The following is an 11,912-nucleotide window of genomic DNA, read 5'->3' as shown; positions in this document are numbered from 1 at the left end:
CCCCCGGACCGGCCCCCGGGCCCGCACCCGCGCACGGCGCGCCGCCCGGGCCGGGGCCGAAGACCGCCATCGACAAGGACGGCATCTACGCGGTGGGCAGCGACATCGCGCCGGGCATCTACAGCTCGGGCGGACCCGTCGGCAACGGCACCTGCTACTGGAAGCGGACCGGCAACCCCGACGGCGCGCTGATCGACAACTCCATGAGCAAGAAGCCCCAGGTGGTGCAGATCGACCCGACGGACAAGGCGTTCAAGACGTCGGGGTGCCAGCCCTGGCAGCTCACCCCGGACGCCGCGCTCCCGCCGAGCGCGCCGCCCGCCGGCGTGCAGGGCACGCTGGGCATCCTCAACGGCCTGCTTGGCGGGCAGAACGGCCAGCAGCCGGCACCGAGCGCCCAGCAGCCCCCCAGCAGCGCGCCGCCGCACTCCTGACCCGAGGCGTCCGTGGCCAGCACGCAACCGATCGTCGTCGTCGGCGCGGGCGTCAGCGGTCTGACCTCGGCCGTCGTGCTGGCCGAGGCGGGCTGGCCGGTACAGATCTGGAGCGCGGCGCCCCCGCGGCAGACGACGTCGATGGTGGCCGGTGCCGTGTGGCTGCCGCCGCGGCCCGCCGAACGCGCGGCCCAGACGCTGGGCTGGACCGAACACTCGCTGCACGTCTTCCATGAGCTGGCCGGGCTACCCGACTCCGGGGTGCAGCTGGCGCCGGCCCTGGCCGTCGGCGAACTGACGGCGGCGCAGGCCATGGCGTCCGCGGCCGCCCTCATCCCCGGCCTGCGCGCCGCCGACCCGAGCGAGGTGCCCGACGGGTTCGCCGGCGGGTTCTGCGCCACCGTCCCGATGATCGACATGCCCCGCTACCTCGACTACCTCACCCGCCGGCTGGCCGCGGCCGGCTGCGGCATCGAGCGGCGCACGGTGCGGTCACTGGCCGAGGCCGCCGACGCCGCGCCGATCGTCGTCAACTGCACGGGCCTCGCGGCCGGAGCGCTCACCGGTGACGACACCGTCCGCCCGGTCTTCGGCCAGCACCTGGTGCTCACCAATCCCGGGCTGCGCCAGCTGTTTGTGGAGATCAACGGCGGACCGGAATGGACCTGCTACTTCCCCCACCCGCGGCGGGTCGTGTGCGGCGGTATCGGCGTGCCCGGCCGCTGGGACACCACGCCCGACCCGGAGCTCAGCGAGCGGATCCTGAGGCGCTGCAGGCGGATCGAGCCGCGGCTGGGCGACGCCGAGGTGATCGAGACGATCACCGGGCTGCGGCCCGACCGGCCCTCGGTGCGCGTGGCGGCCGAACCCCTGGGGCGGGCGCGCTGCATCCACAACTACGGGCACGGCGGCAACGGGGTGACGCTGTCTTGGGGGTGCGCGCGCGACGTCCTGCGGTTGGTGCAGCGCTAGGGCTCACCGGCCGCGCAGGCCGACGTCGCGGATCACCAGCGAGAGCACCCAACTCACGATCGACAACACGATCGCCGCCAGGATCGCCGTCCACCAGAAGTGGTCGATCTGCAGGCCCCAGTGGGTGGTGTGCGCCGTGATCCGCGCGGTGATCCAGAGCATCAGCGCGTTCACGACAACGTGGAACAGGCCGAGCGTCAGGATGTACAGCGGGATCGACAGGATGCGGACGACCGGCTTGATGAACGCGTTGACGAGCCCGAAGATCACCGCGACGACGAAGATGATGCCGGCCCGCTGCAGCGTGCTGTCACCGCCGACAAAGGTGATGCCGTGCACGAGCTTGGTGACCAGCCACAGCGCGAACCCGGTGACGGTGGCGCGGAACAGGAAAGGGCCCATGGGGCCGATCCTGCCACCGGCCGCGGGCAACGCCGCGCGGCCGCCGGCGAATTCGGTGCGTGTCGCGCGGCCAGGCTCTCGCGCATCGCGGCGCGGTCCTGCACGATGCTCAGGTGACCACACCGAGCTTGCAGAACCCACGCCCTCGGCAGCGGCTTACCGCCGACCAACGCAACTCGTTCGTCGCGGCGATGCTGGGCTGGACGATGGACGCCTTCGACTACTTCATCGTGGTATTCGTCTATGCCGACATCGCGAAGACGTTCCACCACAGCAAGGCCGAGGTCGCGTTCATCACCACCGCCACCCTGGTCATGCGGCCGGTGGGGGCGTTGCTGTTCGGCTTATGGGCCGACCGCGTCGGCCGGCGTACCCCGCTGATGGTGGACGTCATCTTCTATTCGGTGGTCGGCTTTCTGTGTGCGTTCGCGCCCAACTTCACGGTGCTGGTGATCCTGCGCCTGCTCTACGGGCTGGGCATGGGCGGCGAATGGGGCCTGGGCGCCGCGCTGGCGATGGAGAAGGTGCCCGTCGAGCGGCGCGGGTTCTTCTCCGGCCTGCTGCAGGAGGGCTACGCCTTCGGCTACCTGCTGGCCAGCGTGGGTTCTTTGGTGGTGATGGATTGGTTGGGACTGTCGTGGCGGTGGCTGTTCGGGCTGTCCGTCATTCCGGCCCTGATCAGCTTGATCATCCGCTACCGCGTGCAGGAGTCCGAGGTTTGGGAGGCCGCCCAGGACCAGCTGAAGCTGACCAACACCCGGATTCGCGACGTCCTGCGCGACGGCGCCATCATCCGCCGGTTCGTCTACCTGGTCCTGCTGATGACCGCCTTCAACTGGATGAGCCACGGCACCCAGGACGTCTACCCGACCTTCCTGGGCTCGACCGCCAACCACGGCGCCGGCCTGTCCAGCGTCACCGTGAAGTGGATCGTGGTCGTCTACAACGTCGGCGCGATCGTCGGCGGGCTGTTCTTCGGCACGCTCTCGCAACGGTTCAGCCGCCGCTACACCGTCGCCTTCTGCGCGCTGCTCGGGCTGCCCATCGTGCCGCTGTTCGCGTATTCGCGGACGGCGGCCATGCTGTGCCTCGGCTCGTTCCTGATGCAGGTGTGCGTGCAGGGGGCGTGGGGCGTGATCCCCGCTCACCTCACCGAGTTGTCCCCCGACGCCATCCGCGGCCTCTATCCCGGCGTCACCTACCAGCTGGGCAACCTGCTGGCGGCGTTCAACCTGCCCATTCAGGAGCGGCTGGCGGAGTCGCACGGCTATCCCTTCGCGCTGGCGGCGACGATCGTGCCGGTGCTGCTGGCCGTGACCGTCCTGACGCTGATCGGCAAGGACGCCACCGGGATTCGGTTCGGCAGCTCCCAAAGCGCTTTCCTGCCAACCGAACCGACCTAGGAGGGTTGGCTCAGCAGGCGTCGCAGCAGGTGCATGGCGACGGTGGTCGAGCGTTCCCGGATGTCCGAGCGGTTGCCCGGCAACAGCAACGTGCGGGTGTCGGCGCGGCCGTCTCGCAGCCGGACCGTGAAGCACACCGTGCCGACCGGCTTGGTCTCCGTGCCGCCGCCGGGGCCGGCAATCCCGGTGATGGCGACGGCGGTGTCGGCGCCGAAGCGTTGCAGCGCGCCCGCGGCCATCGCCTCGGCCACCGGCTCGGAGACGGCTCCGTGCTCCTCGATCAGCGCCGGGTCGACGCCCAGCAGCTCCGCCTTGGCCTCGTTCGAGTAGGAGACCACGCCGCCCGCCACGTACGCCGACGACCCGGGGCGATCGGTGAGCCGTGCGGCCAGCAGCCCCGCCGTGCACGACTCGGCGGTCGCGATGAGGCGACCGGTGAGCAGTTGCGCCACCAGATCGTCCACCAGTGAACCGTTTTCGGAGAACAGCTGCTCGCCGTGCCGGTCGCGCAGCAGCCGGACCAGGTCGGCGTAGCTTGCGGCGGCGTCCGGCTCGTAGCGGGTGACCATCTCGATTTCGCCGCGGCGCAGGCAGGTGGTGATCTCGAGCGCGCCGAAACCGGGCACGGACCGCTCGGCGTCGCGCAGCGTCTCGGCCAGGCCCGACTCGGGCAGCCCGAACATGCGCACCGTCTGTTGTTCGTAGACGGTGCGCCCGGCGACCGCCTGCTGCGCGGCGGCGGTCTGCATTGCCTTGCGCCACATGGGTTGCAGCTCGCGCGGCGGGCCGGGCAGCACGACGACGGTCGGGGTGCCGGGCACCACCACCCCGGGAGCGGTGCCGACGGGGTCGAGCACCTCCGCGCCGGCCGGCACCATGGCCTGCTTGCGATTGGCGGCCCGCACCGAGTCGAAGTCGACGCCGTCGAAGCGCGCCATCAGGCGTTTGAGGATGTCGGCGATCTTGGCTTCCAGCTCGTCGTCGAGCACCAACTCGCGGTCGCGGAAGCGCGCCACCACCTCGACGGTCATGTCGTCGGCGGTCGGCCCCAGGCCGCCGCTGGTGATGATCAGGTCGACGTCCTGTGCCGCCAGGAAGCGCAGCTGCGCCTCGATGTCGGCCGGACGGTCACCGCAGATGGTGATGTGGGCGAGTTCGACGCCCAGCTCGAGCAGGCGGTCGGCGAGCCACGGCCCGTTCGCATCCTGGACGCGTCCGGTGAGGACCTCGGTTCCGGTGACAACGATGCCTGCGCGTGCGCTCACCGGCACGAGCCTACTGGTGCGCCCGCTGGGTCAGCCGCCGGCGAGGTGATCCTCGACCGTGGCCACCTTGCGCGTCATGGCGTCGCTCACTCCGGGCCGCCAGTCGGCCTTGATCACGGTGCTGACCCTGGGCGCGCGGGCGGCGACGGCTTCCACCGCGCGCTGGACGACGGCCATGACCTCGTCCCAGGTGTCGCCCTCGATCACGGTGAACATGGCGTCGGTCTTGTTCGGCAGGCCGGACGCCCGCACCACCCTGACCGCCTCCGCGACGATCTCGCCGACGCCCTCGCCGACCCCCAGCGGCGTGACGGAGAACGCGACGAGCACGGACATCCGACGAGCGTACCCAACTGCGGCGGGCCCGGCCTGGCACCATCGGGAACCATGCGGGTGTTGGTGCAGCGGGTCACGTCGGCGTCGGTATCGGTGGGCGGTGAGGTGGTCGGCGCCATCCGGCCCGACGCGCAGGGCCTGCTGGCGTTTGTCGGCGTCACCCACAGCGATGGACCCGACATCGCGCGGCGGCTGGCCGAAAAACTGTGGCGGCTGCGCATTCTCGCCGACGAGCGGTCGGCGGCGGACGTGCAGGCCCCGATCCTGGTGGTCAGCCAGTTCACGCTGTACGCCGACACGGCCAAGGGCCGCCGACCGTCCTGGAACGCGGCCGCGCCGGGCGCCCTCGCCGAGCCGCTGGTGGAAGCGTTCGCGGCGGCGCTGCGCCAGCAGGGCGCCGAGGTGCAGACGGGTGTGTTCGGTGCGAACATGCAAGTGCAGTTGGTCAACGACGGCCCGGTCACGGTGTTTCTCGAGCTTTGACGGTACAACTGCGGCTACGTTGGGTATGTCGGCTTCATGCGATCTGTGGGTCTGCGTTTGCGCTGGAAGGGGCGGCCGTGAGCACGTCACCGGAGTTTGGTTCGCTGCGCTCCGACGACGACCACTGGGACATCGTCAGCAGCGTCGGCTACACGGCCCTGCTGGTGGCGGGTTGGCGCGCCCTGCACGCCGTGAGCTCGTCCCCGTTGGTCCGCGACGAGTACGCGAAGGTGTTCATCACCGCCTCGGCGGACCCTTACCTCGCCGGTGTGCTCGCCAACCCCGGGACGTCCGAGGACGAGACGGCCTTCCCTCGCCTGTACGGGGTGCAGACCCGCTTCTTCGACGACTTCTTCGCCGCTGCCGGTGAGGCGGGCATCCGCCAGGCGGTGATCGTCGCCGCGGGCCTCGATTCCCGGGCGTATCGCCTCGACTGGCCCGCCGGCACAACCGTTTTCGAGGTTGACCTGCCTAAGGTGCTGGAGTTCAAGGCCCGCGTGCTCGGTGAGCACGGCGCCACGCCGAAGGCCCGCCGCGTCGAGGTCGGCGCCGACCTGCGGTCCGACTGGTCACGGCCGCTGGAAGCCGCCGGCTTCGACGTCGAAAGTCCCAGCGCATGGTCGGTGGAGGGGTTGCTGCCCTACCTCACCGACGAGGCGCAGAACGCGCTGTTCACCCGGATCAGTGGGCTGAGCGCGCCGGGCAGTCGAATCGCGGTGGGAGCGTTGGGTTCTCGGCTCGACCACGATCAGCTCACGGCGCTGGAGTCGGCTCACCCCGGGGTGAATGTGTCCGGCGACGTGGACTTCTCCGCGCTGACCTACGAACCGCAGACCGAACCCGCGGAGCGGCTGGCCGCCCATGCGTGGACGGTCGATCCGGTCCGCAGCACGCTGCAGCTGCAGGCCGGTTACGGGCTGACCCCGCCGGACGTCGACGTCAAGATCGACGGCTTCATGCATTCGCAATACATCACGGCGACCCGCTGACCAGCCACCCCCCGCGTCCGCGCTATGGCCTCAGCAGGATTTTGACGTCCTCGCCCGTGCGCGACCCGGCGGTCGCGTAGCCCTTCGCGGCGTCGTCCAACGGCAGGGTCGTCGTGAAGATGCCGTCCACGTCGAGCCGCCCGGACTGCAGCAGCGGGATCAGCTCCGGCCAGGTGCGTTGCACCGGCGCGGTGGTCATCCGCAAGGTGATGCTACGGATCAGGCAGCCCAAGGCGTTGAGCGGAAACGGGTTCAGGTCGTGCACACCGACCACGGACACCGTGCCGCCGGGCCGCACCGCGTTGAGCGCGTCGGTCAGCGAGGCGTCGGTCGCGACGGCGTCGATGACGGCGTCGGCGCCGCGACCTCCGGTCGCCGCCAGGATCGCCTCGACGGCCGGAGGCTTGACGGGCGTCGCTCCCCAACGGGCGGCGCGCGCCAACCGGCCCTCGACGTGGTCGACCGCGAAAACCGTTGCAGCGCCTTGAAACAACGCGCTGCGCAGCGAGCACAGCCCGACGGCGCCCAGGCCCAGCACCGCCACGGTGCCACCGAAGGGGATATCGGCGCGCTGCGCCGCCGCCCAGCCGGTCGCCAGGTTGTCGGTCAGCAGCAGCGCCTGCTCGTCGCTGATGCCGTCGGGCACCTTGAGGAGCTGGAAGTTTGCCGCGGGCACCGCGAGCAGGTCGGCCTGCGCCCCGCCCAGCGCTCCCCCGCCAAAGATCTGAAAGCCGCTGTGGCACATGACCGGATCGCGGGTGGCGCAGCCGGGGCAGGCGCCGCACCCGGCCACCGACGACACCATGACCTTGTCACCCACCCTGGCGGTGCGCACCTCGGGTCCCACCGCCACGACGGTGCCGATGGCCTCGTGTCCCACGGCGATCGGCTCGGGCAGCGGGAAATCGGCCTCGTAGAAATGCAGGTCGGAGCCGCAGATGCCCGCGGCCGTCACCTCGACGATCGCGGCGTCGGATCCGGGCAGCGCCGGATCGGGCCGGGTGTCGACCCGGACGCTGCGGGGACCGTCGACGACTACCGTGCGCATGTCGGCATGCTCACTTTCTTCCTCGCACCACGAACCGCGACCAATCGGGTTCGCGGACGGCGCTCCAGTATTCGTTGAGCCGCCATGGGCTGACGGTGTGGATCTCGCCGTCGGCGTTCTTGAAGTAGGAGTGTTTGACCGCGGGATGCGACCACACCATCTTTTTGATCTGGTGCTGCGTGCGTCGGTGCCAGTCGTCGGCCGCCTCGGCCCGCGGTTCCAGCGAATGCAGGTCGTCCTGCGCGATGCGCTGCAGGCATTGGTCGACATAACGCATCTGCAGTTCGGACTGAAAGATCAGGCTGCCGCCGTGCGCGAGGTGGGTGCCGGGCCCGTAGAGGATGAAGAAGTTGGGAAAATCCGGGACGGTGATGCCGAGGTAGGCGTACGGCCGGCTGCCCCACTTTTCGCGGAGATCCGCTCCGTCGCGGCCGGTCACCGTCAGCGGCCACAGCACGTCGGTGTGCCGGAAGCCGGTGGCGTAGACGATGACGTCGGCGCCGCGGTGTGTCCCGTCGTCGGTGACCACGCCGTCGGGCGCGATCTCGCGGATCGGGGCGCGCACCAGCTCGACATTGGTGCGCTGCAACGTCTTCAGCCAGCTGCCGTTGTCTTGCAGGGTCCTCTTGCCGCAGGCGGGATAGTCCGGCATCACCTTGGCTAGCAGGTCCGCCGCACCGGGTCCGTCGATCTGGCTGGTGATCCACTGCGAGAACATGATGTGGGCCGCGGCGTTGATGTCGCTGACGGCATGGTCCTGGTCGGCGAAGTCGGGATCGGTCTGCGCGGCGTCCAGCCCCTTGTCGGATCCCGGCCACAGGACCAGGAACCGGTACCACCGCCCGTAGTACGGCAGGTGGCGCATCGCCCAGCGGACGCCGTCGGGAACCTCGTCGTGGTACATCGGGTTCGGGAACATCCATTGCGCGGTGCGCTGGTAAATCGTCAACTGGTCGACCCGGTCCGCGATCGCCGGGGCGATCTGGAAGCCGCTGGCGCCGGCCCCGATGAGCGCGACCCGCATGCCGGTGAGATCGACGGATGCGTCCCAGGCCGCGCTGTGGAACGTCGGCCCCGCGAAGGTGTCGGCGCCGGCGATGTCGGGAACGTTGGGGCGATTGAGCTGGCCGACCGCGGTGATGACGGCCCGGGCGCGCAGCGTCTCGACGCGCCCCGTGGGGCCGCGCAGCGAGACGCCCCACGTTCCGTCGTCGTCGTCCCATGTGGCGCCGAGCACCTCGGTGTTCCACCGCACGTGCTCACCGAGCCCGTGCTTGGCGACGACCGTGGTGAAGTAGTCCTGTAGCTCGGGCTGCTCGGCGAAGAAGTGCGTCCAGTCGTTGTTCGGTTCGAAGCTGTAGCAATAGAAATGGTTCGCCACATCCACCCGGGCGCCGGGATAGCGGTTCTCCCACCAGGTTCCACCCGGCCCGGCGTTCTTCTCGACGATGGTGAACTCGATGTTGGCCTGCTTGAGCCGAATGCCGGCCAGGATGCCGGATTCGCCGCACCCGATCACCACGACGGGAAGTTCGGCGGCGCGTTCTACGGGCAGGGGCGCCGGGCGGCGCGGGTCCGCGCCGTCGAGGTCCAATTCCTCGCCGACCAGGGGCAGGTAGTCGTCGGGAACGCGTTCGCAGGCCGCCCAGTCCAGCATCTCGCGGATGAGGTCCGCGCTGAGCGGCGCCGGCTCTGGACAACCGCGGTCGCGGTAGTCGGCGAGCACCGACAGGGCTTCGGCGCGGGCGCGGGCCTTGTCCTCTTCGGACATGAACCCCTGCACCTCGTTGAGGAAGATGCCCAGCTGCTTGTACTCGCGGATGAAGCGCGGGTCGCCGGTGACGTGCACGAGCGACAGGAGCAGGGTCGGGACGCTGACCTCCTCGAGCGCGGCAGCGATGTGGGCGGTAGCGGTGGTGAACGGTTCGCCGGCGTAACGGCTGCGCATCGGCTGAGATCCTTTCACCGGAGACGGACAATTACGAGACTCGTGGTGTCGTAATTGGCAGCATTACGCTACCCGCTGCCGACGGAGCGGATCAAGAGGCCACGCGAGCCCGGGCGGCCGCCCGCAACGCGGCTCGCGCGGTGCGGAGACGACATCGACGGGGACGTTGCGCGTGGCGGCAACCCCGCGCGAACGCCGGCCACCGGCAAGTAGGCGGCGACGAACCGTAGTCCCGGACAGTGCGACGGGACCCGCTGGCCACGTCAGCACGCCGGGTACTAAACTAGAACACGTTTCAATTCCGCCAGCGCCCCAGGAGTAGGCATGCATACCGCCATCTGCGACGAGCTCGGTATTGAGTTCCCGATCTTCGCGTTCACCCACTGCCGCGACGTCGTGGTGGCCGTCAGCAAGGCCGGTGGCTTCGGCGTGCTCGGCGCCGTCGGCTTCACGCCCGAGCAGCTCGAGATCGAACTCAAGTGGATCGACGACAACATCGGCGACCACCCCTACGGCGTCGACATCGTGATCCCGAACAAGTACGAGGGCATGGACTCGCAGCTGTCCGCCGAGGAGCTGGCCGACACGCTGCGCAAGATGGTCCCGCAGGAACACCTCGATTTCGGCAAGAAGATCCTCGCCGATCACGGCGTACCGGTCGAGGACAGCGACGGCGACACCTTGCAGTTGCTGGGGTGGACCGAGGCGACCGCGACCCCGCAGGTCGAGGTGGCGCTCAAGCACCCGAAGGTCAAGATGATCGCCAACGCGCTGGGCACTCCGCCGGCCGAGATGATCAAGCACATCCACGAAGCCGGCCTGAAGGTGGCCGCGCTGTGCGGCTCGCCGTCACAGGCCCGCAAGCACGCGGACGCGGGCGTCGACATCATCATCGCGCAGGGCGGCGAGGCCGGCGGCCACTGCGGCGAGGTGGGCTCCATCGTGCTGTGGCCGCAGGTGGTCAAGGAGGTCGCGCCGGTGCCGGTTCTGGCGGCCGGCGGCATCGGCAGCGGCCAGCAGATCGCGGCGGCGCTGGCGCTGGGCGCTCAAGGGGCGTGGACGGGATCGCAGTGGCTGATGGTCGAGGAGTCCTCGAACACGCCCGTCCAGCAGGAGGCGTACGTCAAGGCGGGTAGCCGCGACACCGTGCGCAGCCGCTCCTTCACGGGCAAGCCGGCCCGCATGCTGCGCAACGACTGGACCGAGGCCTGGGAGGCGCCCGACAACCCCAAGCCGCTGGGAATGCCGTTGCAGTACATGGTGTCCGGGATGGCGGTGCGGGCCACCAACAGGTATCCCAACGAAAGCGTCGACGTCGCCTTCAACCCGGTCGGTCAGGTCGTCGGCCAATTCAACAAGGTGGAGAAGACGGCGACGGTCATCGAGCGCTGGGTCCAGGAGTACCTGGAGGCAACCAACCGGCTCGACGAACTCAATGAGGCCGCCGCCGTCTAACCGTGCTTAGACGTCGTCGAGGTCGTCGCGGCCGGTGAACACCTCTTTCGCCCGGTCGACGGCGTACGTGCCGATCTCGATCGAGTTCTGAACGATTCCGCTGGCGCCGCCGGCGATGTCACCGCGGATGATGTCGCTGGCGTGCTCCACGATGTCGGAGGCCTTCTCGACGGCGTTGGTCGCGATGTCCTTGGCCGCGTCGACTGCGTCTTTGGGGTTGAAGCCCATCTCGAATCTCCTTGCTGGGGACAGTCTTGGGACAGTCGGTGGTTGCTGCGTCGTTAAGGACTCTAGACGCGACGGGAGCCACCCGGCGCGCCGGCGAGGGCCGGCCGGACGCTAGTAGTGCACCACCTTGCGCCAGTAGTCCTCGGGAATCTCGGCGCCGGACGCCAGGATTCGGGCCAGCCCGACGGCCATCGCGATGCCCAGCAGGCCGAGCCACAGCCCGGTCACCCCGATCACCGCCCACAGCACGACGGTGACCGCGGGCCAAGGCGACAGCACGGCCAGCACCGGCGCGAAAAAGAAGCCGGCGCCGATGTACCAGGCCGAGCCGGTCCGATCCGACGCCACGACGAAGCGCAGCCAGCGCGGCACCACCGCGGTGTCGGGTCGGCGGCGGGCCGTGGCCGCGTCCATTAGTCGGCGGGCGGGAAGAACCCGGCGCCCGTGAACCACCCCGGCTGCCAGCCCTGAGCGCCCAGGCAGAGCATGGGCAGCCCGTCGGGCGTCTGCGCGGCCGCTTGCGATCCCGGGCACTTGGCCCCGTTCTGCTGGACCCCGTACAGCGGGTAGGAGATGACCCAGTAGCCCGTGGTGGCGGCCGGGAACTGGTTCGGCGGCGGGAAGTGACACGCCTCGGCCTGGCCGCTGGGCCCCCGCCCGAAGATGAAGCGTTCGTAGTTATCGCACGGCGCGCCCAGCGTCGCCTGGAAGTTCATGCCCGGAACGTCACCCTCGTAGGCGGCCGCGTGCGGCGCCACGCTGATCGCGCCGACCGCCAAGGTGGCGGCGACAACTGATTCCCGGATCATCTTCAACCCCTCGCGCTGACTCACCCCGTCCGTGTGGCGGTGACCTGCACCACAGCATATCCGGCCCGCTCGGGGCGACAAGACCATACCGGCGCGACGCTCGTGCCGAAGAGAACACGTTGCAATTCCCGTCGAGGATC

General features: G+C 69.7%; 14 protein-coding genes. 6 read left to right on the top strand and 8 right to left on the bottom strand.

Going from position 1 to position 11,912, the window contains the following annotated elements; genetic code table 11:
• Together A5714_RS20120 and A5714_RS20115 are read left to right on the top strand one after the other, a co-directional pair.
• Positions 1-434: hypothetical protein (locus tag A5714_RS20120; protein ID WP_197513824.1), on the top strand; the 434-nt coding region annotated here is incomplete at its 5' end.
• 12 nt (positions 435-446) lie between these two features.
• Complete coding sequence (locus A5714_RS20115; protein WP_068075217.1) at positions 447-1,406, top strand: FAD-dependent oxidoreductase; 960 nt, start codon at positions 447-449, stop codon at positions 1,404-1,406.
• A gap of 3 nt (positions 1,407-1,409) precedes the next feature.
• On the opposite strand, the gene A5714_RS20110 is transcribed toward A5714_RS20115, so the two are convergent.
• Entirely contained in the window at positions 1,410-1,808 is a 399-nt protein-coding gene (locus A5714_RS20110; RefSeq protein WP_068075214.1) for a phage holin family protein, read from the bottom strand.
• 191 nt (positions 1,809-1,999) lie between these two features.
• Here A5714_RS20110 and A5714_RS20105 point away from each other — a divergent pair, with 191 nt between their 5' ends.
• Positions 2,000-3,211: an MFS transporter gene (locus A5714_RS20105; RefSeq protein ID WP_068075220.1), complete on the top strand. Its 1,212-nt coding sequence runs from the start codon at positions 2,000-2,002 to the stop codon at positions 3,209-3,211.
• Here the strand turns inward: A5714_RS20105 and A5714_RS20100 are convergent.
• Positions 3,208-4,482 (bottom strand): competence/damage-inducible protein A, encoded by a 1,275-nt coding sequence (locus A5714_RS20100; RefSeq protein WP_068288159.1) that lies wholly within the window; start codon positions 4,480-4,482, stop codon positions 3,208-3,210. The genes A5714_RS20105 and A5714_RS20100 overlap by 4 nt on opposite strands.
• A gap of 24 nt (positions 4,483-4,506) precedes the next feature.
• Positions 4,507-4,812 (bottom strand): MTH1187 family thiamine-binding protein, encoded by a 306-nt coding sequence (locus A5714_RS20095; protein ID WP_068075208.1) that lies wholly within the window; start codon positions 4,810-4,812, stop codon positions 4,507-4,509.
• Between the two features lie 51 nt (positions 4,813-4,863).
• Here A5714_RS20095 and dtd point away from each other — a divergent pair, with 51 nt between their 5' ends.
• Together dtd and A5714_RS20085 are read left to right on the top strand one after the other, a co-directional pair.
• On the top strand, positions 4,864-5,295 hold the full coding sequence (dtd, locus tag A5714_RS20090; RefSeq protein ID WP_068075205.1) for a D-aminoacyl-tRNA deacylase: 432 nt from the start codon (positions 4,864-4,866) through the stop codon (positions 5,293-5,295).
• Positions 5,296-5,372: 77 nt separating this feature from the next.
• Positions 5,373-6,284: a class I SAM-dependent methyltransferase gene (locus tag A5714_RS20085; protein ID WP_068288156.1), complete on the top strand. Its 912-nt coding sequence runs from the start codon at positions 5,373-5,375 to the stop codon at positions 6,282-6,284.
• 22 nt (positions 6,285-6,306) lie between these two features.
• On the opposite strand, the gene A5714_RS20080 is transcribed toward A5714_RS20085, so the two are convergent.
• Positions 6,307-7,332 carry an alcohol dehydrogenase catalytic domain-containing protein gene (locus A5714_RS20080; RefSeq protein WP_068288153.1) on the bottom strand — a complete coding sequence of 342 codons (1,026 nt, stop codon included), beginning with the start codon at positions 7,330-7,332 and terminating at the stop codon, positions 6,307-6,309.
• A gap of 10 nt (positions 7,333-7,342) precedes the next feature.
• On the bottom strand, positions 7,343-9,280 hold the full coding sequence (locus A5714_RS20075) for an NAD(P)/FAD-dependent oxidoreductase (RefSeq protein ID WP_068288150.1): 1,938 nt from the start codon (positions 9,278-9,280) through the stop codon (positions 7,343-7,345).
• Positions 9,281-9,604: 324 nt separating this feature from the next.
• Here A5714_RS20075 and A5714_RS20070 point away from each other — a divergent pair, with 324 nt between their 5' ends.
• Complete coding sequence (locus tag A5714_RS20070; protein WP_068073714.1) at positions 9,605-10,735, top strand: nitronate monooxygenase; 1,131 nt, start codon at positions 9,605-9,607, stop codon at positions 10,733-10,735.
• A gap of 6 nt (positions 10,736-10,741) precedes the next feature.
• Here the strand turns inward: A5714_RS20070 and A5714_RS20065 are convergent, their stop codons facing one another.
• From A5714_RS20065 to A5714_RS20055, 3 genes are all read right to left on the bottom strand, one after another.
• Positions 10,742-10,963: a hypothetical protein gene (locus tag A5714_RS20065; RefSeq protein WP_068073716.1), complete on the bottom strand. Its 222-nt coding sequence runs from the start codon at positions 10,961-10,963 to the stop codon at positions 10,742-10,744.
• Positions 10,964-11,074: 111 nt separating this feature from the next.
• Positions 11,075-11,377, bottom strand: a complete 303-nt coding sequence (locus A5714_RS20060; protein ID WP_068288147.1) for a hypothetical protein — start codon at positions 11,375-11,377, stop codon at positions 11,075-11,077.
• Positions 11,377-11,772, bottom strand: a complete 396-nt coding sequence (locus A5714_RS20055; protein ID WP_068288144.1) for a hypothetical protein — start codon at positions 11,770-11,772, stop codon at positions 11,377-11,379. Before A5714_RS20055 ends, A5714_RS20060 begins: the two co-directional genes overlap by 1 nt.
• Positions 11,773-11,912: the final 140 nt, after the last annotated feature.

The sequence above is a fragment of the Mycobacterium sp. E2462 genome (assembly GCF_001672685.1).
GTDB lineage: Bacteria > Actinomycetota > Actinomycetes > Mycobacteriales > Mycobacteriaceae > Mycobacterium.
Note: the sequence above shows the minus strand (reverse complement) of the source record. Positions and strands in the feature narration are given on the sequence as shown.

Coding starts and splice junctions, on each gene's coding strand:
- A5714_RS20110 (WP_068075214.1), bottom strand. CDS start 1,808: ATGGGCCCTTTCCTGTTCCGCGCCACCGTCACCGGGTTCGCGCTGTGG.
- A5714_RS20105 (WP_068075220.1), top strand. CDS start 2,000: ATGCTGGGCTGGACGATGGACGCCTTCGACTACTTCATCGTGGTATTC.
- A5714_RS20095 (WP_068075208.1), bottom strand. CDS start 4,812: ATGTCCGTGCTCGTCGCGTTCTCCGTCACGCCGCTGGGGGTCGGCGAG.
- dtd (WP_068075205.1), top strand. CDS start 4,864: ATGCGGGTGTTGGTGCAGCGGGTCACGTCGGCGTCGGTATCGGTGGGC.
- A5714_RS20080 (WP_068288153.1), bottom strand. CDS start 7,332: ATGCGCACGGTAGTCGTCGACGGTCCCCGCAGCGTCCGGGTCGACACC.
- A5714_RS20075 (WP_068288150.1), bottom strand. CDS start 9,280: ATGCGCAGCCGTTACGCCGGCGAACCGTTCACCACCGCTACCGCCCAC.
- A5714_RS20070 (WP_068073714.1), top strand. CDS start 9,605: ATGCATACCGCCATCTGCGACGAGCTCGGTATTGAGTTCCCGATCTTC.
- A5714_RS20065 (WP_068073716.1), bottom strand. CDS start 10,963: ATGGGCTTCAACCCCAAAGACGCAGTCGACGCGGCCAAGGACATCGCG.
- A5714_RS20060 (WP_068288147.1), bottom strand. CDS start 11,377: ATGGACGCGGCCACGGCCCGCCGCCGACCCGACACCGCGGTGGTGCCG.
- A5714_RS20055 (WP_068288144.1), bottom strand. CDS start 11,772: ATGATCCGGGAATCAGTTGTCGCCGCCACCTTGGCGGTCGGCGCGATC.